Source organism: Kitasatospora xanthocidica (assembly GCF_014656195.1).
Taxonomy (GTDB): Bacteria; Actinomycetota; Actinomycetes; order Streptomycetales; family Streptomycetaceae; genus Kitasatospora; species Kitasatospora xanthocidica.
On the sequence record NZ_BNBY01000009.1, the window covers coordinates 24,691 to 49,510 of the forward strand.

The 24,820-nt window shown below is 74.8% G+C and carries 20 protein-coding genes and 1 riboswitch; of the genes, 10 read left to right on the plus strand and 10 right to left on the minus strand.

The genetic code is table 11. The annotated features are described in order from the left end of the window. Positions 1–38: 38 nt before the first annotated feature. Entirely contained in the window at positions 39–1,478 is a 1,440-nt protein-coding gene (purB, locus tag IE332_RS18060; protein ID WP_229928696.1) for an adenylosuccinate lyase, read from the plus strand. A 25-nt stretch (positions 1,479–1,503) separates the two neighbouring features. Here purB and IE332_RS18065 read toward each other — a convergent pair whose 3' ends face one another. Further along, positions 1,504–3,036, minus strand: coding sequence for an MFS transporter (locus IE332_RS18065; RefSeq protein WP_229928697.1), 1,533 nt, complete (start codon positions 3,034–3,036; stop codon positions 1,504–1,506). 311 nt (positions 3,037–3,347) lie between these two features. Further along, positions 3,348–3,528, plus strand: a riboswitch (cyclic di-AMP (ydaO/yuaA leader). Positions 3,529–3,530: 2 nt separating this feature from the next. On the opposite strand from IE332_RS18065, the gene IE332_RS18070 reads away from it, so the two are divergent. Next, positions 3,531–4,499, plus strand: a complete 969-nt coding sequence (locus IE332_RS18070) for a M23 family metallopeptidase (protein ID WP_189917384.1) — start codon at positions 3,531–3,533, stop codon at positions 4,497–4,499. A gap of 261 nt (positions 4,500–4,760) precedes the next feature. On the opposite strand, the gene IE332_RS42235 is transcribed toward IE332_RS18070, so the two are convergent. From IE332_RS42235 to IE332_RS18090, 4 genes are all read right to left on the minus strand, one after another. Then, entirely contained in the window at positions 4,761–5,480 is a 720-nt protein-coding gene (locus IE332_RS42235) for a DUF2470 domain-containing protein (RefSeq protein WP_189917386.1), read from the minus strand. 158 nt (positions 5,481–5,638) lie between these two features. Next, a complete protein-coding gene (locus tag IE332_RS18080) occupies positions 5,639–6,067 on the minus strand; it encodes a RidA family protein (protein WP_189917388.1) in 429 nt (142 codons plus the stop codon). A 29-nt stretch (positions 6,068–6,096) separates the two neighbouring features. Beyond that, complete coding sequence (locus IE332_RS18085) at positions 6,097–6,846, minus strand: IclR family transcriptional regulator (protein ID WP_189917390.1); 750 nt, start codon at positions 6,844–6,846, stop codon at positions 6,097–6,099. Then, complete coding sequence (locus tag IE332_RS18090; protein WP_189917393.1) at positions 6,843–8,018, minus strand: sugar kinase; 1,176 nt, start codon at positions 8,016–8,018, stop codon at positions 6,843–6,845. Before IE332_RS18090 ends, IE332_RS18085 begins: the two co-directional genes overlap by 4 nt. A 271-nt stretch (positions 8,019–8,289) precedes the next feature. Here IE332_RS18090 and IE332_RS18095 point away from each other — a divergent pair, with 271 nt between their 5' ends. From IE332_RS18095 to IE332_RS18120, 6 genes are all read left to right on the plus strand, one after another. Then, complete coding sequence (locus IE332_RS18095; RefSeq protein ID WP_229928698.1) at positions 8,290–9,621, plus strand: alanine racemase; 1,332 nt, start codon at positions 8,290–8,292, stop codon at positions 9,619–9,621. Continuing rightward, complete coding sequence (locus IE332_RS18100) at positions 9,621–11,309, plus strand: N-acyl-D-amino-acid deacylase family protein (protein WP_189917397.1); 1,689 nt, start codon at positions 9,621–9,623, stop codon at positions 11,307–11,309. The genes IE332_RS18095 and IE332_RS18100 overlap by 1 nt, the downstream gene beginning before the upstream one ends. Next, positions 11,306–11,932: a bifunctional 4-hydroxy-2-oxoglutarate aldolase/2-dehydro-3-deoxy-phosphogluconate aldolase gene (locus IE332_RS18105; RefSeq protein ID WP_189917399.1), complete on the plus strand. Its 627-nt coding sequence runs from the start codon at positions 11,306–11,308 to the stop codon at positions 11,930–11,932. Before IE332_RS18100 ends, IE332_RS18105 begins: the two co-directional genes overlap by 4 nt. A gap of 164 nt (positions 11,933–12,096) precedes the next feature. Then, entirely contained in the window at positions 12,097–13,707 is a 1,611-nt protein-coding gene (locus IE332_RS18110; protein ID WP_189917401.1) for an alpha-amylase family glycosyl hydrolase, read from the plus strand. A gap of 159 nt (positions 13,708–13,866) precedes the next feature. Next, positions 13,867–14,937, plus strand: a complete 1,071-nt coding sequence (locus tag IE332_RS18115) for a hypothetical protein (RefSeq protein ID WP_189917403.1) — start codon at positions 13,867–13,869, stop codon at positions 14,935–14,937. A 315-nt stretch (positions 14,938–15,252) separates the two neighbouring features. Next, the gene (locus IE332_RS18120; RefSeq protein ID WP_229928699.1) at positions 15,253–16,008 is read left to right on the plus strand and encodes a FadR/GntR family transcriptional regulator; all 756 of its coding nucleotides are present in this window, start codon (positions 15,253–15,255) and stop codon (positions 16,006–16,008) included. Between the two features lie 94 nt (positions 16,009–16,102). On the opposite strand, the gene IE332_RS18125 is transcribed toward IE332_RS18120, so the two are convergent. Both IE332_RS18125 and IE332_RS18130 read right to left on the minus strand, forming a co-directional pair. Continuing rightward, positions 16,103–16,879 carry a (2Fe-2S)-binding protein gene (locus tag IE332_RS18125; protein WP_189917404.1) on the minus strand — a complete coding sequence of 259 codons (777 nt, stop codon included), beginning with the start codon at positions 16,877–16,879 and terminating at the stop codon, positions 16,103–16,105. Between the two features lie 176 nt (positions 16,880–17,055). Next, the gene (locus tag IE332_RS18130; protein ID WP_189917406.1) at positions 17,056–17,619 is read right to left on the minus strand and encodes a hypothetical protein; all 564 of its coding nucleotides are present in this window, start codon (positions 17,617–17,619) and stop codon (positions 17,056–17,058) included. A gap of 188 nt (positions 17,620–17,807) precedes the next feature. On the opposite strand from IE332_RS18130, the gene IE332_RS18135 reads away from it, so the two are divergent. Continuing rightward, positions 17,808–19,091 carry a histidine kinase gene (locus IE332_RS18135; protein ID WP_229928700.1) on the plus strand — a complete coding sequence of 428 codons (1,284 nt, stop codon included), beginning with the start codon at positions 17,808–17,810 and terminating at the stop codon, positions 19,089–19,091. 90 nt (positions 19,092–19,181) lie between these two features. Here IE332_RS18135 and IE332_RS18140 read toward each other — a convergent pair whose 3' ends face one another. Continuing rightward, positions 19,182–20,786, minus strand: a complete 1,605-nt coding sequence (locus IE332_RS18140) for a purple acid phosphatase family protein (RefSeq protein ID WP_189917408.1) — start codon at positions 20,784–20,786, stop codon at positions 19,182–19,184. Between the two features lie 157 nt (positions 20,787–20,943). On the opposite strand from IE332_RS18140, the gene IE332_RS18145 reads away from it, so the two are divergent. Further along, positions 20,944–21,633: a response regulator gene (locus tag IE332_RS18145; RefSeq protein ID WP_308437577.1), complete on the plus strand. Its 690-nt coding sequence runs from the start codon at positions 20,944–20,946 to the stop codon at positions 21,631–21,633. Positions 21,634–21,966: 333 nt separating this feature from the next. Here IE332_RS18145 and IE332_RS18150 read toward each other — a convergent pair whose 3' ends face one another. Together IE332_RS18150 and IE332_RS18155 are read right to left on the minus strand one after the other, a co-directional pair. Next, complete coding sequence (locus IE332_RS18150) at positions 21,967–23,631, minus strand: peptide-N4-asparagine amidase (protein ID WP_189917410.1); 1,665 nt, start codon at positions 23,629–23,631, stop codon at positions 21,967–21,969. Between the two features lie 191 nt (positions 23,632–23,822). Then, positions 23,823–24,725: a LysR family transcriptional regulator gene (locus tag IE332_RS18155; protein WP_189917412.1), complete on the minus strand. Its 903-nt coding sequence runs from the start codon at positions 24,723–24,725 to the stop codon at positions 23,823–23,825. Positions 24,726–24,820 lie beyond the last annotated feature (95 nt).

Consider the following 24,820-nt stretch of genomic DNA (forward strand, 5'->3'; position numbering starts at 1 on the left):
GTCGGTGGCTGCGAGGGCCGTGACCTCGGCTGTTAGGCTTGCGAAGCGTGAGCGCGAAGCCCCAGATCCCCAATGTCCTGGCCTCCCGGTACGCCTCGGCGACCCTGGCCCAGCTCTGGTCCCCCGAGCACAAGGTGGTCCTCGAGCGCCACCTGTGGCTCGCCGTCCTGAAGGCCCAGCAGGACCTCGGCGTCGAGGTTCCGGCGACCGCCGTCGCCGACTACGAGCGGGTGATCGACCAGGTCGACCTCGGCTCGATCGCCGCCCGTGAGCGGGTCACCCGCCACGACGTGAAGGCCCGGATCGAGGAGTTCAGCGACCTCGCCGGCCACGAGCAGATCCACAAGGGGATGACCTCCCGGGATCTGACCGAGAACGTCGAGCAGCTGCAGATCCGCCAGTCGCTGGAGCACGTGCGCGACCGTACGGTGGCCGTGCTGGTCCGCCTGGCGAAGCTGTCCGCCCAGCACTCCGAGCTGGTCATGGCCGGCCGCTCGCACAACGTGGCCGCGCAGGCCACCACCCTGGGCAAGCGCTTCGCGTCGATCACCGACGAGCTGCTGGTCGCCTTCCGCCGCCTGGAGGAGCTGATCGCCCGCTACCCGCTGCGCGGGATCAAGGGCCCGGTCGGCACGGCCCAGGACATGCTGGACCTGCTCGGTGGCGACACCGACAAGCTGGCCGAGCTGGAGCGCCGGGTGGCCTCGCACCTCGGCTTCGACAACGTGCTGACCAGCGTCGGCCAGGTCTACCCGCGCTCGCTGGACTTCGAGGTGCTCACCGCCCTCGTCCAGCTGGCCGCCGCGCCGTCCAGCCTCGCCAAGACCATCCGCCTGATGGCCGGCCACGAGCTGGTCACGGAGGGCTTCAAGGAGGGCCAGGTCGGCTCCTCCGCGATGCCGCACAAGATGAACACCCGCTCCTGCGAGCGCGTCAACGGCCTGGCCGTCATCCTGCGGGGCTACGCCTCGATGACCGGCGAGCTGGCCGGCGACCAGTGGAACGAGGGCGACGTCTCCTGCTCGGTCGTGCGCCGGGTCGCGCTGCCGGACGCCTTCTTCGCCTTCGACGGCCTGCTGGAGACCTTCCTGACCGTCCTCGACGAGTTCGGCGCCTTCCCCGCCGTGATCGAGGCCGAGCTGGACCGCTACCTGCCGTTCCTCGCCACCACCAAGGTGCTGATGGGCGCGGTGCGCGCGGGCGTCGGCCGGGAGACCGGGCACGAGGTCATCAAGGAGCACGCCGTCGCCTCCGCGCTGGCGATGCGCGCCGGCGCCCGGGAGAACGAGCTGCTGGACCGGCTGGCCGCCGACGAGCGGATCCCGCTGGACCGGGCCGCGCTGGACGCGCTGCTGGCCGACAGGCTCTCCTTCACCGGCGCGGCCGGCGCCCAGGTCGCCGAGGTGGTCCGCCTGGTGGAGGCCGTCGCGGCCGCCTACCCGGAGGCCGCCAAGTACGCGCCGGGCGACATCCTCTAGGAAGACGCCGCCCGCTGACGGACAGTCAGCTCTTCGAGGGCCCCGCCGCCGTTCCGGTGGCGGGGTCCTCGTGCGGGTGGACGTGGCCCGGGTCGAGCGGCGGGGTGGTGCCGCAGCACCACTCGGTGTCCGGCTCGGCCACCGGGTGGTCCTCGGGGGTGAGGACGTTGCCCCGGACGGCGGCGAAGGCGATGAGCCCGCCTGCCGTCAGCAGCCCGGCGCAGATCAGCATCGCGATGTGGAAGGCGTGGTCCACGGCGGAGGGCACCCGGTAGGCGTCGCCGCTCAGGCCCGCCAGCGCCGGGAGGGCGGCGACGGCCAGCAGACCGGCCGCGCGGGCGGCGGCGTTGTTGACCCCGCTGGCGATGCCCGCGTGCCGGACCTCGACGGCCGCCAGCACGGTCGCGGTCAGCGGCGCCACCAGGAGGGTCATGCCGCAGCCCATGACGGTGACGGCGGGCAGCACGTCCGCCCAGTAGGAGGAGCCCGCACCGGCGCGCAGCATGAGCAGCACCCCGGCGGCGCAGAGCAGCGGGCCGATCGTCAGCGGGATCCGCGGGCCGATCCGCTTGCCGAGGCGCGCGGCGCGCGAGGACAGCGCGAGCATCAGCACGGTGATCGGCACCAGGGCGAGGCCGGACACCAGCGGGGAGAAGCCGGCGACGATCTGCAGCTGCACGACCAGCAGGAAGAACACGCCGCTGAACGCCGCGTAGACGCAGAGGGTGACCAGGTTCACGGCGGTGAACAGCCGGGAGGAGAACAGGCCGAGCGGCAGCATCGGCTCGGGGGCCCGGCGCTCGACGACGATGAAGGCGGCACCGATGGCCAGTCCGAGCACGCCGCTGACCCAGACCGTGGCGGACACGCCCTCACCGGCGGCGGTCAGGGCGTAGGTGATCGCGCCGAGCGCGAGCGCGGCGAGCACCGCGCCGAGCACGTCGAAGCGGCCGGAGGCGCCCTCGTCCCGGCTCTCCGGGACGTACCGGGTGGCGACGGCGATCACGGCGGCGGCGAGCGGCAGGTTCAGCAGGAAGATCCAGCGCCAGCCGGGGCCGTCCACCAGCCAGCCGCCGAGGAAGGGGCCGACCGCCGCCGACACCCCGCCGAGGCCGGACCAGAGGCCGACGGCCGCCGAGCGGTCGTCAGGGTGGAAGACCGCCTGGAGCATGGCGAGGGAACCGGGGGTGAGCAGCGCCCCGCCGATGCCCTGGACGGCCCGGGCGGCGACCAGCACGTGGATGTCCGGCGCGGCGGCGCAGGCCGCGGACGCGACGGCGAACCAGACCACGCCGATCAGGAAGACCCGGCGCCGCCCGTACCGGTCGCCGAGCGCGCCGCCGAGCAGGATCAGGCCCGCCAGGGTGAGCAGATAGGCGTTCAGGGTCCATTGCAGCGACGCCAGGGAGGCGCCGAGGTCGGCGCCGATCCGGGGCAGGGCGACGTTCACCACGGTGCCGTCGAGCATCGCCATGCTGGAGCCGAGCACCGTCGCCAGTAGTACCCAGCGACCCTGCGCGGTGCCCAGGCGCAGGGTGCCGGCCTCGGAGGTGGCCACGGCTCGATCCTCCGCCCCGCGGGGCGTACGTGACAAGGGTCACCGGTGGGTGTGTCGGGGGTGGCGGTGCGTGAGCGGACGGCAGCGCAGTGCCGACGACTTCGGCGCAGGGTCGTGGATCAGTGGCGCGGCGTGAATGGATTGTGTACGCACCGTACAGCGGATCATTCGGAGGGTGACCGGCGCAGGGGGGATGGTTGCCCGTTCAAGAGATCGACATTGCTTCACCCGAACGGATGGGTTTTAGTTCAGCGACCGCCCGGCCAGTCCGGACGGATCCTCCGGGCGGAACGCCGAATCCTGCCGCTGCCCGGTGGTTCGATCTGAACTCTGTACGGCAGGAGCGGGGGACCCACAGGTAAGTCGCCGGACCGGAGTTCGCGCCTCAGGGCGCGGGCGTCCAGGGCCGGCTTGGGGTGAAGCCGCGCATGCGGCCGGGCAACTCCAGCCCGAACCCGACAGCTCACCTCGCAGGCGTCGGAGAGGAAACTTCCATGCCTGCTCAGGCTCGTCGTATCGCCCTGCCCCGCGCCGCCCGCATCGGCATCGCCACCGCCGTCACCGGTGTCTCCTTCGTCCTCCCGCTGGTCACCGCGGTGAGCGCCCAGGCCCACACCGCTCCGGCCGCCCCCTCCGCCCCGGCTGCCGCCGCCACCGTCGCCGACGCCAAGCCGGCCGGCCAGGCCGCCCCGGCCGCCGCGCACGAGAGCTACCGCGTCATCAGCGGCGACACCCTGTCCAAGATCGCCGACGCCAAGCACGTCGACGGCGGCTGGCAGGCGCTGTACGAGCAGAACCGCTCGGTCGTCGGTGCCAACCCCAACCTGATCTACCCGGGCCAGCAGCTCGCGCTCGCCGGCCACGCCGCGGCCCCGTCCGCGGACGCCGCCCCGGCCACCCCGGCGAAGCCGGCCGCTCCCGCCGCCCAGACCGCCAAGCCGCAGTCCCAGGTCCAGGTCAAGACCGAGGCCGCCAAGCCGGCCGCCCCGGTGCAGACCCAGGTTCAGACCGCCGCCCCGGCCCAGGCCGTGACCGCCGCTCCGGTCGCCGCGACCTCCGGCTTCGTCGCGCCGCTGGCCAACCCGCAGCTCGGCACCGCCTACGGCGTGGCCGGCTCGATGTGGGCCTCCGGCCACCACACCGGCCAGGACTTCATCGCCTCCACCGGCACCCCGCTGCGCGCCGTCGCCAACGGTGTCGTGGTCAAGGCCGGCAACGGCGGCGCCTACGGCAACGAGGTCGAGATCAAGCTCGCCGACGGCCACTACGCCGAGTACGCGCACCTCTCCGTGATCGGCGTGACGATCGGTCAGACCGTCACCGTCGGCCAGCAGATCGGCCTCTCGGGCGCCACCGGCAACGTGACCGGCCCGCACCTGCACTTCGAGATCCGCACCGGCTCGGAGTACGGCTCGGACATCGACCCGGTCGCCTACCTGCGCGCCCACGGCGTCGCGCTCTGACCCCTCCGGGGTTTCAGTAACCACCGCTGCTGCGGAGCGAATCGATCCCCCGGGATGGTCATGTCGGGTGACCGCTCGACCGGGTGATCGCCGCACAGTGGTCATGGGCGCGGGACACGCCCAGGCCGGCCCGGCTCGCGGGACAATCCTCCCTCGCGAGCCGGGCCGGCCGTTGTCGTTTCCGGGTGCGGCCGCTGCTGTGCGCGCGAGGGGTTGCCGGCCCGGTCAACTCCCGTGCGGGGGAACGGTGGTGGGCCCGGTTCAGCTCCGGTGGGCCGGCTGGCCGTACCGGGCGGCGGCCAGCAGGTCGTGCATCCGGTGGCCGAAGTCCTCGGTGTCGCGGGCCGGTTCGGGGAAGACCAGGCGGACGTCGCGGTGGCCGTCCGGGTGGTCCAGGCGCAGCACCAGGCCGTGGCGGTCGAGGGCGAGCGGGCGGACGTCCGGGTTGCGGACGAGCAGTACCGGGTCGAGCAGCCGGGTGAGGACGTCGAGCGCCTCGGCGTGCTCGTCGGCGAAGTGGGTGAGCATCGCGGCCTCGTGGCGGGCCATCGGGTCGGCGGCGGCGAGGGCGAGGTCGGCGCCGGTGACCGCGCCGGTGCGGTACGGGGTGGCGAGGACGGCGTGGGCGACGTCCACGTGCAGGTGGACGCTGAGGCCGTCGTCGGCGAGGTGGGCGAGGTGGAGCCGGCCGGCCAGGGTGAGGCGGGCGCGGACGCGGTCGCGGACGGCGACGGGGGAGACGTCGGTCACGTCGAGGACGACGGCGAGGCCGTCGGTCGCCTGGGCGGCGGCCAGGGTGAGCGGGGCGTCCAGCGGGGCGCGCAGCCGAAGGTGGGAGCCGTGGGCGGAGACCGGGGTGTCCAGGTCGTGGTGCTCGCCCAGGGCGCGCACCGTGAGCGAGGAGGCCGTGCTGAGCAGGCTGTGGATCCGCTCGGCGGTGGTGGGCTCGGGGACCTCGGCGTCGCCGGTGGGCAGGCTCATGGGCGGACCTCCAGGTAGTTAGGTGAGCCTAACCTAATGTCGCCGTCGGGGTGTGGCAAGCGGGACACCGGAACTCGCCGTGGGGGGGGGGCATGCCGTGGGCCCGGACATGCCGAGGGCCCGGACGCGGCGTCTGGGCCCACGGGGTGGCGGGAGTGTCAGCCGATGACGGCCTGGGCGTCGATCTCGACCAGCATCGGCTCCTGCGGGAGCTCGACGAAGACGGTGGTGCGGCAGGGCTTCACGCCGCCGGGCTTGATGTTCTCCTCGATGAACTCGGCGTAGACCTCGTTCATCAGCGGGAAGTCGGCGCGCTTGGTGAGGTAGACGCGGAACATCACCACGTCCTCGATCGTGGCGCCGCCGGCCTCGACGATCGCCTTGACGTTCTCCAGGGTGCGCCGGGTCTGCGCCTTCACGTCGCCGCGGTGGAGGTACTCGCCGGTCCCCGGATCCTGCGGGCCCTGGCCGGAGACCTGAAGGATCGGGCCCTTGCGCACGCCCTGGGAGAACGTCCAGGCGGGGGCGGGGGCGCCGTCGGTGCGGATCTCGACCTTCCGGTCGGTCTGGGGGTGCTCGGCGGACATGGGACTCCTCGGAGGTTCTCGACGGTTCGTCAGTGGTGGTCGGGGCGGCCGCAGTCGGCCGAGACGGCGCGGGCGGTGGCGAGCAGCTGCGGGAGGAGGTCCAGCACCTTCTCGTACGGGAGCACGACGTCCGGGACGGAGATGGAGGCGGCGGCGACGACCCGTCCGCTGGCGTCCCGGATCGGCGCGGCCACGCAGTTGATGAAGGCCTCGTACTCGGCGCGGTCCTGCGCCCAGCCCTGGAGGGCGACCCGCTCCAGCTCGGCGAGCAGCGCCTCGGGCGAGGCGAGGGTCCGCTCGGTGTGCGGGGTGAAGTCGATCCCGGCCACCACCCGGCGGCGCTCGGGCAGCGGCAGGTCGGCCAGCAGCACCTTGGAGACGGCGGCGCTGTGCAGGGCGGCGCGCAGGCCGATCCGGGAGTACATCCTGACCGGGTGGCGGGAGTCGAACTTGTCGATGTAGACCACCTCGCCGCCCTCGTACGCGGCCAGGTGCACGGTCTGGCCGGTGGCGGCGTTCAGCTCGGCCAGGTGCGGGGCGGCGATCCGGCGGACGCCGCGCTGCTCCAGGGCCAGGCCGGAGAGGGCGAACAGGCCGGCACCGAGGTGGTAGCGGTAGGCCGGGTCGCGGTAGACGAATCGTTCCTCTTCGAGGCTCTGGAGCAGCCGGAGCACGGTCGTCTTGTGGACGCCGAGCACCTCGGCGAGCTGGTCGAGGGAACGTTCGCCCTCGCCGAGCTCGGCGAGGATGCGCAGGGCGCGGCTGACGGTCTGGCTCATCGTGCTCCGCTTCGAGGGCTGGGGGTCCCGCTCATTGTGCCGGGGCCCGGTCGGCCGGTGTGCGGGGCCCGGGTGGTGCGCCGGGTGCCGCCGGCAGGCGGGGGCGGGCCGGTGATGCCGTCCGGGGGCAGGGCCGGGCCGGTGATGCCGTCCGCGGTGACCCGGGTGGCGGCCCAGTGCGCGGGGGAGGCGTCGAGCAGGGCGGCCACCACGGCGGCGGGCGGCAGTTCGGCCTGGTCGCCGTGGGCGGTCAGCGCGCAGGCCGCGCTCAGGTGGCCGAGCCGCAGCCGGCGGCGCTGGTCCAGGCCCCGGAGGGTGCCGGCCAGGTAGCCGGCCGCGAAGGCGTCGCCCGCGCCGGTGGCCTCGACCACCTCGACGGCGAGGGCCGGTTCGGTGACCGCGGTGCCGTCCCGGTCCAGGGCGGTGACCTGCCGGTCGGCGTCCTTGACCACGAGCGTGGCGGGGGTGGGGAAGCGGCGGCGCAGCGCGGCCGGGTCCCCGGTGCCGAAGGCGGCCTGGGCCTCGTCGGAACCGAGCAGCAGCAGGTCGGCGGCGTCCAGCAGTGGCGGCAGCACCGCAGGATCGCGGTCCTGCCAGAGCGCGGGGCGCCAGTTGAGGTCGAAGCTGACCGTCCGGGCCGGCCGGCGGTCGGCGAGCAGGGCGTGCAGCAGGGCCAGGCAGTCGTCGGAGAGCGCGGCCGTGATGCCGGACAGGTGCAGCAGGCGGGCACCGGCCAGCAGCGCGGCGGCGGCGGGGTCGGCGAGCAGGGCGGGAGAGAGCGCGGCGGCCGCGGAGCCGCGCCGGTGGTAGTGCAGCCGGCTGCGGCCGGGGCCGAGGTCCCGGTCGTGGCCGGTGGTGCCACCCACCTCCTTGAGGTAGAGGCCGGTCGGGCGGTGCGGGTCGACCGCGACGGCCGAGACGTCCACACCGCGCGCGGCGACCTCGGCGACCAGCCGGCGGCCGAAGCCGTCGTCGCCGACCCGGCTGATCCAGGCCGTCGGCACGCCGAGGGCGGCCAGCGCCCCGGCCACGTTGGACTCGGCGCCGCCGACGGCGAGCCGGAAGTTCTCCACCGACTCCAGCGGCCCGGGGCGGTCCGGGAGCAGCACGGCCATCGACTCGCCCAGGCACACGGCCGTCGGGGCCGGGCCCGGGGTGTCCTGTCGCGGCATGTGCGGGGCTCCTCGTCTGCAGCCGTTCCGTCGAGAGCGGGCCGGCTCCGTCGACCGGGGCCGTGGGTCGACTCCGGGACCGACTCCGTGGGCCCGGTCCGTCGCCTGGTCCACTGGTCCACCGGCCGGGTCCGGTGGTGGGGGCCGTGGGCGGGTCCGGTGAGCGTGGGTCAGTTCCGTTGACCGTGATCCGGCGCCGATGCTAGAACCGTGCTGCCAACATGTGCAACCCGCGTTGCACATGTTGCAACATGGCGGATGGAGGAAGACGGTGGAGCAGACCTTCGCGAGCGCCGGCACCGGACCGGGCATCGCCGGCGGAGCGGTGGCGGCCCTGGCCGACGAACCGCTGGACTGGCGGTTCAAGGCCGCTCCACCCGAGTCTCCCCCGGCCTGGCGGCCGGGAGGTGCCCCCAGGGGACGCACCGTACGGGAGTGGCTGGCCGACGGCCCGACCCTCTCCTCGCTCGGCACCCCGCTGCTCACCCTGGACGGCGCCGCGCTCGACCACAACGTCCGCACCATGGCCGACTGGTGCGCCAAGGCCGGCGTCACGCTCGCCCCGCACGGCAAGACCACCATGGCGCCCGCCCTCTGGCAGGCGCAGCTCGACGCCGGAGCCCACGGCATCACCCTCGCCAACCTGCCCCAGGTGCGGGTCGCCCGGGCCTTCGGGGTGCGGCGGATCCTGCTCGCCAACACCCTGCTCGACCCGGCCGGGCTGGCCTGGCTCGCCGACGAACTGGCCGCCGACCCGGCCTTCGCCTTCCTCTCCTGGGTCGACTCCGCCGAGAGCGTGCGGCTGATGGACGAGGCGCTGCGCGCCGCCGGGGCCGAGCGGCCGGTCGAGGTGCTGGTCGAACTCGGCGGCCCCGGCGGGCGGACCGGTGCCCGCGGCGTGGACGCCGCCGTCGAGGTCGCCGCCGCCGTGCTGCGCGTCCCCACCCTGCGCCTCGCGGGCGTCGGCGGATACGAGGGCGCGCTCGCCCACGACGCCACGGCCGACGGACTGGCCACCGTCCGGGACTACCTCCGCACGCTGGCCCGGCTGCACGGCCGGCTCGCCGGCGCCTGCCCGGACGACGCGCCACCGGTGGTCACGGCCGGCGGCAGCGCCTACTTCGACCTGGTGGTCGAGGAGTTGGCGGCACTCCCGGACGCCCTCGTGGTGCTCCGCTCCGGCGCGTACGTCGCCCACGACGACGGCTTCTACCGGGGCATCTCACCGCTCGCCCGGGCCGACGGCGAGGCGCCGTTCCGCGGTGCGCTGCACGGCTGGGCCCGGGTGATCTCCCGCCCCGAACCGCAACTCGCCCTGCTGGACGCCGGCAAGCGCGACCTGCCCTTCGACGAGGGCCTGCCCGAACCGCAACGGGTGCGCGGCGGCGCCGAGTTGACCGGAACGGCGGCCCGGATCACCGCACTCAACGACCAGCACGCCTTCCTGCGCGACGCGGGCGACCTCGCCCCGATCGGCGCGGTGCTGCGGCTGGGCGTCTCGCATCCGTGCACGGCCTTCGACAAGTGGACGGCGATCCCGGTGCTGGACTCCGCGGACGCGGCGGAGCCGAAGGTCACCGGGCTGGTCAGGACGTTCTTCTGATGGCGGGCGAGAGAACGGACCCGCGGCGGACACCGGCCCGGACGGCTCCGGCCCCGACGGCCCTCCGGGGCGGCGGCGGTCCGGAGGCCGCGACGGTCTTCCGGGGCGCCACCGTCGTGGACGGCACCGGCGCGGACCGCTACCGGGCGGACGTACGGATCGCCGACGGCCTGATCACCGCGATCGGCGACCGGCTGGACGCACCCCGGGTGGTGGACGCCGACGGCCTGGTGCTGACCCCCGGCTTCATCGACATGCACGCCCACTCCGACCTCGCCCTGCTGCTCGAACCCGAGCATCCGGCCAAGGTCACCCAGGGCGTCACCTGCGAGGTCCTCGGCCAGGACGGCCTCTCCTACGCCCCGGTGGACGACACCACCCTGCCCGGCCTGCGCTGCCAACTCGCGGGCTGGAACGGCGATCCGGCCGAGCTCGACTGGGACTGGCGCGACGTCGCCGGCTACCTGGACCGGCTCGACCGCACCGGCGTCGCGGTCAACACCTGCTACCTCGTCCCGCACGGCACGCTGCGCACCCTCGTCATGGGCTGGGCCGACCGCCCGCCCACCCCGGCCGAACTCGACCGGATGCGGCAGGTGTTGGCGAGGAGCCTGCTGGACGGCGCGGTCGGCATGTCCAGCGGCCTCAGCTACACCCCCGGGACGTACGCGGACACCGCCGAACTGGTCGAGCTCTGCGTGATCGTCGCGGCCTACGGGGGTTTCCACGCACCGCACCAACGATCCTACGGGGACGGAGCGTTGGAGGGGTACGAGGAGATGGTGGAGATCTCCCGGCGGAGCGGCTGCGGGCTGCACCTGACCCACGCCACGATGAACTTCGGGGTCAACCGGGGCCGGGCCGGCGAGTTGCTGGAGCTGGTCGACCGGGCGCTGGCCGACGGCGTCGACCTCACCCTGGACAGCTACCCCTACCTGCCCGGCTCCACCACCCTGGCCGCCCTGCTGCCGAGTTGGGCCACCGCGGGCGGACCGGCGGCGACCCTGACCAGGCTCACCGACCCGGCGCAGTGCGCCCGGATCCGGTACGAGGTGGAGGAGAAGGGCAGCGACGGCTGCCACGGCGTGGTCACCGACTGGGCGACGATCCAGATCTCCGGCGTCCGGTCGGCGGAACTCGCCCCGGCCGTCGGCCGGACCGTCGCCGAACTCGCCGTCCAGGAGGCGCGGACCGGCACGGAGGTCTTCCTGGACCTGCTGCGCCGCGACGAGCTGGCCACCACGATCCTCCAGCACGTCGGGCACGAGGAGAACGTCCGGGCGATCATGCGCCACCGGGCGCACACCGTCGGCAGCGACGGGCTGCTGGTCGGCGCCCGTCCGCACCCCCGGGCCTGGGGCACCTTCCCGCGCTACCTCGGCCGCTACAGCCGGGAGTTGGGCGTGCTGACGCTGGAGGAGACGGTCGCCCGGATGACCGGCCGGCCCGCCGCCCGGCTGGGCCTGCACCGGCGCGGCGTGATCGCCCCCGGCCACCACGCCGACCTGGTGCTCCTCGACCCCGAGCGGGTCCGGGACGCCGCCACCTTCGAACACCCCCGGCGGCCCGCCGAGGGCATCGAGTACGTGTACGTCAACGGCACCGCCGTCGTCCGGCAGGGTCGCACCACCGGAGCCCGCCCCGGGCGTGCCCTGCGCCGCACCGATCGAGGGACCCGAGCCGCATGAAGACCCTCTCCGCCCTGCGGGACGACCGGGTGATCGCGGTGGTCCGCGCGCCGAGCATCCCGGACGCCGCCGCGCTCTGCGCCGCGCTCGCCGCCGGCGGCATCACCTGGACCGAATTCACCTGCACCACACCGGAGGTGACCACGCACCTGCGGCGCGCCGCGCGGGCCGGGCACCGGGTCGCCGTCGGCACCGTGCTGACCGCGGAGCAGGCCGAACGGGGGGTCGCGGCCGGAGCGTCCTTCCTGGTCACGCCCGGCTGCCGGCCCGAGGTCGCGGAGGCCGCCGGGGCCGCCGGGGTGCCGGTGGTCCTCGGGGCGCTCACCCCGACCGAGGTGGCCCGGGCGGTGGACCTCGGCGCCGCCGCCGTCAAGATCTTCCCGGCCAGGGCGTTCGGCCCCGGCTACTTCAAGGACCTGCGCGGCCCGTACCCGGACGTCCCGCTGGTGGCTTCCGGCGGGGTGAACGCGGGCAACGCCGCCGAGTTCCTGGGGCAGGGCGCGCTCGCGGTCTGCGCGGGGACGGACGTGGTGCCGCCGGAGGCGGTCGCGGCGGGGGACTGGGCCGAGATCACCCGGCGGGCCCGGGCGTTCACGGCGGCCTGCGGGGCGGCGCAGGCTTAGGCGGGCGTGGGGGAGACCCGGTGAAAGGGGCGAGGCGGGCTGTCGGGACGGCCGGGATCGGACGAGAATCGGTGGCACCCCGGGTCGGCCGCCAGCCGAGTCGGGCCCGGCTCAGCCCCGCCCGGGTGCACCCCGGGCCAGGACCCGGCAGGAGGACCCCGCCCATGACCTCGACCCGCCCCGGCCCCGACTGGCTCGCCGACGCCGTCCTCTACCAGATCTATCCGCAGACCTTCGCCGACTCCGACGGTGACGGCATCGGGGACTTCGCCGGCATCGCCGAGCACCTCGACCACCTCGCCTGGCTCGGCGTCGACACCGTCTGGCTCAACCCCTGCTTCGCCTCGCCGTTCCGCGACGCCGGGTACGACATCACCGACTACTTCACCGCCGCCCCGCGCTACGGCAGCACCGAAGGGCTGGTCGCCCTGGTCGAGGCCGCGCGCCGGCGGGGCATCCGGATCCTGCTGGACCTGGTCGCCGGGCACACCTCCGACCGCCACCCCTGGTTCCTGGCCGCCGCGCAGGACCCGTCCGACCACCGCTACATCTGGTCCGACCGGCGGGTGGACGGCTTCGTCGCCTCGCCCGGCAGCCGCCCCGGCTGGTACCGGCCGAACTTCTTCGACTGCCAGCCGGCCCTCAACTTCGGCTACGCGCGCAGCAGTCCGGAGGAACCCTGGCGTCAGCCGGTGGACGCCGAAGGCCCGCGGGCCAACCGGGCCGCGCTGCGCGACATCATGGCGCACTGGCTCGGCCTCGGGGTGGCCGGCTTCCGGGTGGACATGGCGTACTCGCTGGTCAAGGACGACCCGGGCAGGGCCGAGACCGGCAAGCTCTGGACCGAGCTGCGGGACTGGCTGGACCGCGCCCACCCCGACGCCGCGCTGTTCGCCGAGTGGGGCGAGCCGGCCGCCGCCGTCGCCGCCGGCTTCCACGCCGACTTCTTCCTGCACTTCGGCGGCGAGGACCACGGCCTCCCGCTGCGCTCACTCTGGAACAACAACGGGGGGACGGTCGAGGAGTTCTGGCACCAGGAGGCCTGCTACTTCGAGGCCGAGGGCCGGGGCAGCGCGCAGCCCTTCCTGGACGCCTGGCGCTCCGCGGCCGAACTCACCGAAGGCAGCGGGCACATCGTGCTGCCCACCGCCAACCACGACTTCTCCCGGCTGGCCGCAGGACCGCGCACCCAGGAGCAACTCGCCCCGGCCTTCGCCTTCCTGCTCACCTGGCCCACCCTCCCGGCGGTCTACTACGGCGACGAGATCGGCATGCGCTACCTGCCCGGCCTGCCGGACACCGAGGGCAGCGTGCTCGGCCCGCGGTTCAACCGGGCCGGTTCGCGCACCCCGATGCAGTGGACGCCCGGTCCGTCGGCCGGCTTCTCGACGGCCCCGGCCGATCGGCTCTACCTGCCGGTGGACCCGGACCCGCGCCGCCCGGACGTGCTCTCCCAGCGCGCCGACCCCACCTCGCTGCTGCACACCGTCCGGCGGCTGATCGCCCTGCGGCGGTCGCACCCGGGGCTGGGCACGGCGGGCGGGGTGGAGGTCCGGCACTCCGGCTACCCGCTGGTGTACACCCGGGCCGGGCGGTACCTGGTGGCGGTCAACCCGCGGCGGGAGCCGGGGGCCGTACGGCTGGCGGACCTGCGTCCGGGGGAGTCGCTGGGAGTGCCGCAGGGAGTGCGGCCACTGGACGCGCAGGGCGTGCGGGTGGCGGACGGGGAACTGCGGGCGGACGGGTTCTCGTACGGGGTGTTCGAGCTGCGCTGAGCGCGGGAGAGGGGAGCCGGCCGGCGGGGCCGGCTTCCGCCCACCGTCAGATGGTTGTAAGCTACATCCGTAGTCGGTTGCATTTGCCATCTTAATTGGTTGCATTTACCACCCTTTATGCGACATGCGGAACACTCACCGGAGGACGGTACGAACGCCATGAGCACACCCCAGAACCCCGCCGCGGCGCCCGCACCGGGGCACTCGCTCAAACACCTCGCCGTCCACCTGATCACCCCGCTGCTGATGTGCCTCGGCATGGCACTCGCCTACCAGGGCGCCTTCCACCAGCCCGAGCCGCACCACCTCGAGGTCGCCGTGGTCGGCACCACGCCGCAGGCGCACGGGCTGGCACAGGCCATCCGGGAGAAGGCCGGGGACGCGCTCGACGTCCGCACCGTCGACGACCGCGCCACCGCCGAGCGGCAGCTGCGCGACCGCGACCTCGTCGGCGCCTTCGTGCCGGACGCCAGGAGCCCCGAGCTGATCGTCGCCAAGGGCAACTCGGACACCTCCGTGGTGGCCGCCACGGCCGTGTTCACCAACGTCACCGACAAGCAGGGCGTCCCGCTCCACCTCACCGACCTGACCACCCCCGCCGAGGGCGACCCGACCGGCCAGGGCCTCTTCTTCCTGCTGGTCGCGCTGAGCATCGGCTCGTACGCGAGCGTGGCGGTGATCGGCGCCGCCGGAGCCGCACTGAGCATGCGGGTCCGGGTGCTGGCCGGGGCGGCGGTCTCCCTCGTGGTGAGCCTGATCGGGATCGTCACCGCCGGGCCGGTGTTCCACGTCGTCGACCACGACCTGGCCGCGGTCTGGGCACTGGGCTGGCTCTACTCGGCGGGCATCGTGCTGATCGGCGTCGGCCTGCACAGCTTCCTGCGGAAGTGGACCACGCTCACCATGATGGTGCTGTTCGTGATGCTCAACTTCACCTCCTCGGGCGGCATCTACCGGCCCGAGCTGCAGAACGGCTTCTTCGGCGCCCTGCACGGCTTCTGGACCGGCGCCGGCTACCTGGAGGGCGCGCGCAGCATCCTGTACTTCGACGGCGGCGCGGGCCTCGGCGGGCACGTGGTGACCCTGCTGCTCTGGCTGCTGCTGGGCGGGGCGGCCGTGGCGGCCGCGGCGCTGTACGAGGGCCGAGGACGCCGCGGAGCCCGTCCGGCGGAGACGGCGGAGACGGCGGCGGAGGCCGAGGAGGAGATGGAGGAGGCGGTCGCGGTCTGACCGCACCCCCGCAAGGCTTCACCCGTGTCAGGGCATCGGCACCGGGTGGGGATTCGCGGCCCGCGCCCGGCCCTGGACAAGCCGGACGCGGGCCGCACGCATCGGCCGACGGGGTCAACGCCGGCACGGGGCCCAGGGCGCGGTCCGGTACGCGGTCCGGTACGCGCGGCCCGGGCCGAGGGTGGGTCGAGGCCGCCGGAAAACCTACGAAACCGGGTTTCCGGCGGCAAGGGTGCGCGCCCGAACGAGAGGTACCCTGCCGGAGACGTCCGACCCGGCGGTGGCCCGCCGGTGGCGATCGAGGAGGGGTGTGGGGTGACGACCATCGGCGGATCGACCCCGCTGCTCGACGCCGCCCTCGCGCCGCTCACCGACCTCGGACGGGCCGACGCGGTGGCCCGCCGGATCACCGAGGCGATCGCCCTCGGCCTGGTCGCCGCCGGGGACCAACTGCCCAGCGAGAACGACCTCGCCGACCAGCTCGGCGTCGCCAACGGCACCGTCCGGGAGGCGCTCGCGCTGCTCCGCGAGGCCGGCCTGATCGAGACCCGGCGCGGCCGCAACGGCGGCAGCTTCGTCCGCACCCCCGTCGAAGACACCGCGCACCTCCGGCTGGCCCGGCTGCGCGACCTCGCCACGGCCGACCTGCGCGACCTCGGCGACGAGGAACTGGCCGTCTTCGGCACCGCCGCCCGACTGGCCGCCGAACGCGCCGCCTCCGCCGACCTCGGCCCCCGGCTCACCCGCCTGGTGCACGAGCTGCGCGAGGCCACCGGGCCCGCCGAGCGGTGCCGCGCCGACGCCCGCTTCCACATCGAACTCGCCGTCGCCGCCCAGTCGGTGCGCCTCACCCGGCTCGCCGTCCGGCTGCAGGCCGAGCTCGGCCCGCTGCTCTGGCTGCCCGCCCCGTACGGGCCCGACCAGGAGCGGTTCGCCGAGCAGCACCAGGAGATCCTGGTCGCCGTCCTGGCGGGCGATGCGGCGGGTGCCCGGGTCGCGGCGGAGACGCACGCCGTCGCCGGTGTGCACCAGCTGGTCCGGGGGCACCTGGAGTTGGCGGAGGTCGGCTGACCGCGGGTCGGGCGGTCGGTGCCGGTGTGGTGGCCCGCAGGGCGCGGTGCGGATGCGGTGCGGGTGCGGCCCATGACATTCAGTGTTGGAGGTTTCAGCCGGTCCGCTTCCCCCGGGCGGGTGGCTCGGTGAAGCAGCAGTCCCCGCAGAGCCCGGCGCCCGGTCCGACCCGGTAGTAGAGGCAGCAGCTGGTCCGGCGGAACGCGGTGCCGCGCGGGCCGGTGCGCAGGGTGCCGGTCCCCGCCAGTGGCGGGCGGTCCAGCAGCTCCGCGACCAACGCCCGTGCGGCGCCCGGCGCGTGGGGGTCCAGCACCCGCAGCGTGCCGGCCAGTGCGGAGGCGGAGTTGCCCAGCAGCAGGCGCGGGGAGAGTGGCGCGGCGGCCCGGACGGCTGCCGCCAGCGGCTCCAGCCGGCCGACCAGGACGGCCGCGTGGAGCTGGTCGGCCAGGGTGCCGGGGGAGGGACGGGCCGGCTCCGACGGTGTCCAGAGATCGAGCGGGCCCTGGTCCGGGATCCGTACCCAGGCGCGCTCCAGCGTCGGGACCGTGCCCAGCAGGACGGCCGAGCCGAGGCCCACCGACCAGAAGCGGGCGGCCAGCCCCAGGTGCAGGATCGAGGCGGCGACCCGGGGTTCGGCGGTGCCGAGCCGCTGCGCCACCACCCGGATCCGGGCGGCCAGCGGCGCGTCCGGGCCGGTGCCGAACAACTCGGCCAGCGGGCGGAACCCCTCGGGCGGGGTGCCGTCGGGGGAGGTGTCCAGCGCGAAGTACGGGCCGACGGCGGCGAGCCGGGCGTAGTCGGGCGGGCGTGGCCCGGGCGCCGGGGCCGAAGGGTCGGATGAGGGGGCCGACGGGTCGGGCGCGGGGTTCAACGGCCCTCCCCTGTGAGGCCGTTGAACCCCGCGCCGGCTCGGGACGGCCCGGGTGCGGTCGGGCGGTCGGGCGACATCGGGGCCTCCTGGGGGTCCGGGACGGGGGCGGCGGCCGGGCGGCGGCGTGCTCCCCGCGGACGGACCGGGAGGCCCCGGAGGGCCCTGGTCGGGAGAGGTCAGCCGCGCACGGTGAGGTCGCCACCGGTCGTGCGGATGAACGGTACCGTGCCCTGGCAGTCGGACACCGGCTGGCCCAGCGCGCCCCAGATCCAGCCGAGCCGGTCCCCGTGCCGGCCGTTGTCCTCGACCGAGAGCGAGACCTTCTGGCCGACCACCTCCAGGCCTGGGAACCAGGGCGCCTCGCCCTTGGTGATCACCCCGGTGGCGATCGCCTGCCGGCCGCCGACGCCGAGGCAGGTGATGTCCCCCTCGAAGTCGGCGACCAGCCGGCCGTCGTGGTGCACGTGGCGGACGTGGAAGTGGCCGCGGGTGCCGCGCGGGTCGGTGTTGGTGGCGGCGCGGGCGTCGACCGAGATCCGGACCGGGTCGCCGGCGAAGTCGTTGAACGCCGCGGTGAGGACGGTGTCGCCGGTGCCGCGCACGCTCACCGCGCCGAAGTCCTGCGCGGCGACTGCGATTTCCCCGCCGGACACGGGCGCGGCGGAGGCCGGGGCGGCGGTGGCGACCGTCGCGGCCAGCAGGAGGAGCGAGGCTGCGGCGGTGGCGAGGCGACGGTTCATGGCGGTTCGTTCTCCTTTGGACGGTTGCTTCGACGAGTACGAGTCTGCTGCGGACCGGCCGGGCGATCCTCCCGCTGCGGAGGGGAGTTGGCGGAGCGCTCCTCCCACCCGGGGAGGAGTCAGGCCTCCCCCGGGAGAGCTGCCCCGGGTGATCTGACGTGGATGATCTGCCCCGTAGGCTCGGCCGGGTGCGCACCGAATCCCCCTCCCACCCCGTACGGCAGCGTTCCGTACGGCTTCGGCGGCCGTTCGCCGTCCTGGCCGCCCTGGTCCTGGCGGCGCCCGTCGCGTTCGCCCACCCGGGCGAGCACGGCCCGGCGCTGCTGCTCGCCCTGACGGCGGCGCTGGCCGCGGTGGTGGCGCTGCTGCCGTGGCCGAGCGGGCGGGTCGCGCCGGGCGCGGCCGCCGGGCTGGTGGCGGGCGCCTCGCTGCTGCTCGACCTGCTCTACCGGGGGCCGTACCGGCTGCCCGCGTTCTGGCTGCCCTTCGAGTGGCTGGCGCTGCTCGGGGTGCTGTTCCGGGTGGTCCGGCGGCTGCCCGACCGGTGGGCGGGGGCGGTCGGCGGACTGGTCGGCTCTGCGGCCGTGGTGGTGCCGCTGCGGTTCGCCCTCCGGACGCCGCAGGGCGGTGCGGCCGGCCCGGTGATCGGTGTGCTGCTCTCCCTGCTGCCGGTGCTCGGGGTGACCGGGGCGGCGCTCTACCTGCGGGTGCTGGACGCCCGCCGGGAGCGGGCGGTCGAACGGGCCCGCCGGGAGCAGCGGCTCGACGTGGCCCGGGGGCTGCACGACTCCGTCGCCCACGAGGTCACCGGCATCGTGCTGGAGGCGCAGGCGGGTCAACTCCCGGGCCAGGAGCCGGCGGAGACCGCCGCGCTGCTGCGCCGGCTGGAGGAGGCCGGGCTGCGGGCGCTGGACTCGATGGACGAGATGGTCGGGGCGCTGCGCGAGCCGCGGGGCGGCGGCCCGGACGGGCGCGGCGGGCCGGACGGGCCCGGCCGGCGGGAAGGGCACGGCGGTCGGGAAGAGTCGGCCGGGCACGACGTCGGGGCGACCACCCGCCGGTTGGGCCTGGCCGACCTCCCCGAGTTGGTCGGCCGCTTCGGCGCGACGGGCGGCGGCGGTCTGCGCGCCACCGTCGAGCTGGCCCCCGGCGTCGCCGACCTGCTCCCCGCCGAGGCCCAGGCGACCGTCTACGCCGTCGTCCTGGAGGCCCTCACCAACATCCGCCGGCACGCCCCGCAGGCCACCGAGGTCACCGTCCGGGCCGCCCCGGACGGTGACGGCGGGGTCCGGGTCACCGTCACCGACAACGGCGGCCCCGCCCGCACGCCGCTGCTGGGCCGCCGTCCCGGCTCCGGCGGGACCGGACTGGCCGGCCTCACCGCCCGCACCGCGGCCCACGGGGGCTCGCTGACGGCGGGCCCGGTCGAGCCCGCGGGCTGGCGGGTCGGCTGCACGCTGCCGGGCGCGTGATCGCGAACGCCCGCGGTGGCGCCCGCAGGCGGCGCCGGCAGGGGGCCGGCGCCACCGCGGCGGGTCGGCCGAGCCGCGAGGGCGGAGCGGTCAGCGGCCCCGGCCGCCGCCGCGGGTGCCGCGCGGGCGGGTCAGGGTGAAGCGGTCGACCGGGACGAGGTCGCCGTACGGGCCGTTGACGGCGTAGTAGGTGACGGCGATGGTGGTCTGCCCGCCGCGCTGGCCGGGGTCGACGTCGAAGGACGCGAAGCCGTACGGGTTGTCGGCGTCGCGGAAGGCGGACCAGGGAGCGTCCTCGATCACGTACACCGGCGGGCGCTTGCCGGTGGCCGGGTCGACGGCGCCGACGCCGGTGATGACCCGGGCCTTCGGGGGGTTGAAGAAGAGCTGGTTGGACGGGACCGAAGTCCCGCCGCCGCCGATCACCATGTGGACGGTGCCCTTGGTGGTGTCGATGGTCTGGGTGCCGGTGGCGACCGGGATCGGGGTGCGGGTGTCGGTGGGCTGCTGGCCGCGGATCGGGTGCGAGCGCTCGTAGTGGTGCTCGTGGCCGCAGACGACCAGGTCCACGCCGTACTTGTCGAACAGCGGCACCCAGGCCTCGCGCACGCCGAGGTCGGCGCCGTTGAACTTGTCGGCGGTGGAGATCACCACCTGGTGCATGCAGACCACGATCCAGTCGATCCCCGGGTCCGCGTCGGCGGCCGCCAACTCCCGCTCCAGCCAGCGCTGCTGGGCGCCGCCGGAGTAGCCGTGGACGTAGGAGTTGCCGGCGTCCTGGAGGGCGACGTCGTCGTTGTTGAGGCTGATGACGCGCACCGAGCCGGCGGTGAACGCGTACCAGAGGCCGTGCAGTTCGTCGTCCGCGCCGGCGTTCGGCAGCTCGAAGTAGGCCTGGTAGGCGCCGTAGCCGATCGGGCCGTTGCCCTTCTCGTTCTCGTGGTTGCCGGCCGCGGGCATCCAGGGGCGGTGCCGGGCGGAGCGGGTGTTGTTCTCGAACCAGTCGGACCAGGTGCGGACCCGGTCGGTGGCGATGTTGGCGTAGCAGAGGTCGCCGTTGAGCAGGTGGAAGAGCGGGGCGATCCGCTCGACCCCGGCGGTGGTGTCGCCGGCGGCGGGGCTGCCGAGGTTGTCGTTGGCGTAGCCGTTGGCGGTCTTCTTGCCGAGGGTCGGGGTGCCCTGGTCGCCGAAGCTGGTGAAGGTGAACGCGGAGCGGCCGCGCGGGGCGGTGCGGACGGTGCCCAGTTCGGGGGTGGTGCCGTCGTGGACGGCGGCGTAGACGTAGTCCGTGTCCGGGTGCAGGCCGGTCAGCCGGGCGTGGTGCACCTGGACCTCGGTGCCGGAGGCGGCATCCCGGTAGGTGCGGGTCGCGGCCTGCGTGGTCCGGCCGAAGCCTCCGTTCGAAGTCCCGTACATCACCCGGGGGTTGGCCACGGACCGGGTGGTGTGCCAGGAGACCACCACCTCGCGGGAGGCGTCCGAGCCGAACTGGAGGTGCAGCCCGGCCACCCGTGGGGCACCGGAGCGCCCGGGCCGCTGCCACAGCAACGGGGAGGCCGCCGGGGCCGGGGGAGCCGCGGCGGCGGGGGTGGCGGCGAGGCCGGAGAGGGACACGGCGCCACCGAGGCCGAGGCCGGAGGCGCCGGCCAGGAGCCCGCGCCGGCTGACGGGGGGACGTCCACTGGAAGCGTTCATGGCCGTCAGCTCACCGTACGGAGGTGAACCGCGCCGGGGCCGTCGCGTGAACTTTCCGGCCGGTCGCGGGGTGAGCCTTCCCGCCGGTCGCCGCGGGAACGTTCCGTCCGTCACCGCGGGAGCGTCCCGTCGGCCGGTGCGTGGCAGACTGCTGGACGTGACGAGTGCGAACGGTGGGTCCCCGCGGGTGATCCGCACCCTGATCGCGGACGACCAGGAGGCCGTGCGGCGCGGCGTGCGGCGGATCCTGGAGGCGCAGCCGGACATCGAGGTGGTGGGGGAGGCCGCGGACGGGGCGGCCGCGCTGGAGCTGGCGGGCCGACTGCGGCCGGACGTCGCGCTGGTGGACATCCGGATGCCGAGGGTGGACGGGCTGGAGGTGACCCGGCGGCTGGCCGGGCCGGGCGTGGCCGAGCCGGTACGGGTGGTGGTGCTGACCACCTTCGACCTGGACGAGTACGTCTACCCGGCGCTGCGGCACGGGGCTTCGGGGTTCCTGCTGAAGCGTTCCGGCCCGTCCCTGCTGGCCGAGGCGGTGCGGGCGGCGGCGGACGGGGAGAGCCTGATCAGCCCGTCGGTCACCGTCCGGCTGCTGCGGCACGTGACGGCGCCGCGTCGGCCGGAGCGTCGGGGGCCCGTGGCGGCGGTGCCGCTGACCGAGCGGGAGGTGGAGATCGCCGGCCATGTCGCGGAGGGCCGTACCAACGCGGACATCGCCGCCGAGCTGTTCATCTCGCCGGGGACGGTGAAGACCCACGTCGCCAGCATCCAGCGCAAGCTCGGGGTGGCGAACCGGGTCGGGATCGCCGTGCACGCCTGGGAGATGGGCTACGCCGGGTCGGTCTAGCGCTGCTCCGTAGGGGCCGGTCGCGCGGCCGCGGACGTGGAGAGCGCGCCCACGGAGACGAGGGGATGCTCCGTGGACGCGCGGCGGAACCTGCGAGGCGGGGGTGGCCTCCGGACGTCACGTCCTCCGGCCGAAAGTTCGATCGTCGACCGAGGTAGAAATGCCAGCGGCAGACCCTGATCCGTCTCGATCTGTCGCCACTGCCTCCTGCGGTCGAACTCCTTCAGCTACCTCGCAGGTCCACCTCCCATCATGCGCCTCCCACGCCGCGTGCACCAGGGGCGAACAGCATGAATTCGGGCAATTTTCGCAAATCCGTGGCAACCGGTCGGCTCAGGGCGAGGGCCATCCGTCCACGAAGCTCAGCGTCCGGTGGTACGGCCCCTGCGGACCGGTGCTGCGGTAGTCCTCCGTGCTGCTGCCGGTGCGCACGGTGCGGTCGCCGTCGTGGCGCCGGGCGGTCGGGCGCAGGGTGTGGTCGACGGTGGAGCGCTCGGTGACGTGGCCGCCGGTCGCCGCGGTGGTCTCGCGGTGGTAGCCGAGGTCCATGGCGGTGGTCTGGTCGGTGTTTCCGGCCGCGTCGTGGCTCACCTTGTAGGTGACGTCCAGGGGTTCGCCCTCGTGGACGGTGGTGGTGCGGTGCGGCCCGCCGCCCCAGGTCGAGGTGGTGCGGGTGAGGTCGGTGGCGTTGTGCAGTGCCACGTCGTTGCCGCTGTCGCGCAGTTGCTGCCCGGAGCGGAACGAGAGGTCGTCGCGGACCTCGGTGGTGATCCGGCCGTGCGAGGTCTGCACCCAGCCCCGGGCGAGGTCGTGCCGGGCGGCGGTGACGGTCCAGTCCCCGCTGCCGCCGCCGTGGTCGGCGAGCGCGGTGCCGACGGCGGCCTCGGGGGCGACCCGGCGGTCGGTGAGCTGTCCGGTGGTGCGGGCGGCGCCGTGGTCGACCTCGGCGAAGAGGTTGACCTGGCCGGTCCACACGTCGTTGCTCTGCGCCTCGGCCGCGTTCACCGTGACGCCGACGGTGTGCGGGCGGCCGTCGAGCAGCAGGCCGACGTACGGGGTGAGGTCGAGCCGGTAGGCGGGCAGGTCGAAGGCGAAGACGCCGGGGACGGGCCGCCACAGCAGCGGGTCCCAGCCGCCGGTGTAGATCACCGGGTACGGCCAGACCGCGCCGGCCACCGTGCCGTCGACGGTGAGCCGCAGCTCGCGGAACGGGCCCTTGCCGCAGAGGCCGAGGCCCGGGTTGGCGGCGACGAAGGCGTCCGGCGCGGAGGCGTACGCGAACTCCTCGCAGGCGCCGCCGCCCCGGGTGTAGACCTCGGCGGTGAGGCGTTCGAGGTTCTGCGGGAAGGTGAGGTCGCGCCCGGCGGAGGGGGCGGCTCCGGTGAGCGCGAACGGCCCGGTGGTGAGCAGCCGGTCGGCGCCGCGGGCGGCCGGCCAGCGGGCGTCCGCGGTGTAGAAGGTCAGGCTGGCGGTGATGGTGAAGACACCGGTGTAGGTGGCATCGGTGACGTTGGCGAGGTCGAAGGAGAACTCCTGCGGACCGGCCGCGAGGAGCGGGGCGTAGCGGGTGACGTCGTGCTCGACGTTCCACTCGATGCCGTCCTTGGACGGCTCCGGAGTGGAGGAGAGCAGCACCTGGACGCCGCCGACGCGGACGCTGAAGATCCGGTCGAACTGCCGCCCGGCGACCTGCCCGTGGAGGTCCAGCACCACCGCGGACCAGGGGCCGGCGCAGTCGGCGGGCGGGGTGAGGGTGGCGGTGTACGGGGTGTCGGGCGGGTTGCCGTAGCCGTCGCGGAACTCGCGTCGGTGCATCGCCTCGACGGTGCAGGAGCGGGTGTCCGGGCGGGTCAGGGGCTTGGTGGCGGTGACCGGGTCGTGGTAGTCGGTGCCGAAGTCGGCGTGGGCGGGGCCGGCGGCGGTGATGGTGCCGGCCAGGGTGAGGACGGCGGCACCGAGTAATCCGGCGGCGCGGCGGAGCAGCGGGCGCAGGGCCAAGGCGGGTCCCGGGGTCGGGCGGCCCGTGGCGCTGCCGCGGGCCGGAGGGATGATCCGGCATCCTTCCGGCGGTGGCATGCCAGCGTCAAGGGTGGTCGTCGGGGTGGGGCGGGTGCGGTGGGCCTCGGGGTGTGGTGGGCCTTCGGTGCGGGGCGAGGGGTGCGGCGGCCCGGGGCGAGGGGTGCCTTCCGCTACGCCTCCTCCAGCGCGGCCGCCTCCTGCCGGATGAGGTCGCGCAGGCCGGCCAGCCGGGGCCGGCGGTCGTCCAGCCGCCACTGCATCTCCAGCGGCAGGGTGGCCCGCCCCTCCAGCCGTACGGTGGCCACGTCCTCGGTGAGGTGGCCGGTCATCGAGCCGGGTACCAGCGAGAAGGCGCGGTTGCGGGCGAGCAGGTAGAGCCGGGAGCCGACGATCCGCGGCGGGCTGACCAGCACCGGCGGGTCGACGCCGTGGTCCCCGCACAGCCCGAGCACGTGGTCGTAGTAGCGGGGGTGCTGCTCGCGCGGCCACAACAGCAGTGGCAGGTCGCGCAGTTCGGCCAGTCGCAGGCTGGTCCGGCCGGCCAGCGGGTGGTCGCGGCCGAGGGCGACGAGCACCGGCTCGTCGGCGATCCGCTCCAGCCGGTAGCCGTTCACCTCGTCCAGGAAGCGGCCGAGCCCGATGTCGGCGAGTTCGCCGGCCAGGGTGGTGGAGACCTGGCCGGTGTCGACGGCGAGTTCGGCGGTGTCGAGCGCGGGCAGCTCCTGCTCGGCCCGGCTGACCACGGCGGGCAGCAGCCGGTTCACCACGCTCGGCGAGGCGACGATCCGGGCGGTGCCGAGCCGGGACTCCTCGTGCAGCCGGACGCGGACGAGCAGGGTCTCGGCCTGGCCGAGCAGCCGGGCGCTCTCGGTGGCCATCACCTCGCCCGCCTCGGTGAGCGCGACGGAGCGGCGGCTGCGGTCGAACAGCTCGACGCCGACGGTCCGCTCCAGCCGGGCGACCTCCTGACTGACCGTCGGCTGCGAGATGTGCAGCCGTTCGGCGGCCCGGCCGAAGTGCAGCGTCTCGGCGACGGTGAGGAAGACCTCCAGCTGACGCAAGGTGAAACCCATGGCCGTCAGGGTAGACGAAGCAGGGACGAATGGTGGACGAACCAATAGGTGTCGGCCTATCACAAACCCCAGGACGCATTCTGGATCCCGATGCG

Coding starts and splice junctions, on each gene's coding strand:
- IE332_RS18080 (WP_189917388.1), bottom strand. CDS start 6,067: ATGTCCGCCGAGCACCCCCAGACCGACCGGAAGGTCGAGATCCGCACC.
- IE332_RS18110 (WP_189917401.1), top strand. CDS start 12,097: ATGACCTCGACCCGCCCCGGCCCCGACTGGCTCGCCGACGCCGTCCTC.
- IE332_RS18130 (WP_189917406.1), bottom strand. CDS start 17,619: ATGAACCGTCGCCTCGCCACCGCCGCAGCCTCGCTCCTCCTGCTGGCC.
- IE332_RS18105 (WP_189917399.1), top strand. CDS start 11,306: ATGAAGACCCTCTCCGCCCTGCGGGACGACCGGGTGATCGCGGTGGTC.
- IE332_RS18070 (WP_189917384.1), top strand. CDS start 3,531: ATGCCTGCTCAGGCTCGTCGTATCGCCCTGCCCCGCGCCGCCCGCATC.
- IE332_RS18140 (WP_189917408.1), bottom strand. CDS start 20,786: ATGAACGCTTCCAGTGGACGTCCCCCCGTCAGCCGGCGCGGGCTCCTG.
- IE332_RS18115 (WP_189917403.1), top strand. CDS start 13,867: ATGAGCACACCCCAGAACCCCGCCGCGGCGCCCGCACCGGGGCACTCG.
- IE332_RS42235 (WP_189917386.1), bottom strand. CDS start 5,480: ATGAGCCTGCCCACCGGCGACGCCGAGGTCCCCGAGCCCACCACCGCC.
- IE332_RS18090 (WP_189917393.1), bottom strand. CDS start 8,018: ATGCCGCGACAGGACACCCCGGGCCCGGCCCCGACGGCCGTGTGCCTG.
- IE332_RS18085 (WP_189917390.1), bottom strand. CDS start 6,846: ATGAGCCAGACCGTCAGCCGCGCCCTGCGCATCCTCGCCGAGCTCGGC.
- IE332_RS18100 (WP_189917397.1), top strand. CDS start 9,621: ATGGCGGGCGAGAGAACGGACCCGCGGCGGACACCGGCCCGGACGGCT.
- IE332_RS18155 (WP_189917412.1), bottom strand. CDS start 24,725: ATGGGTTTCACCTTGCGTCAGCTGGAGGTCTTCCTCACCGTCGCCGAG.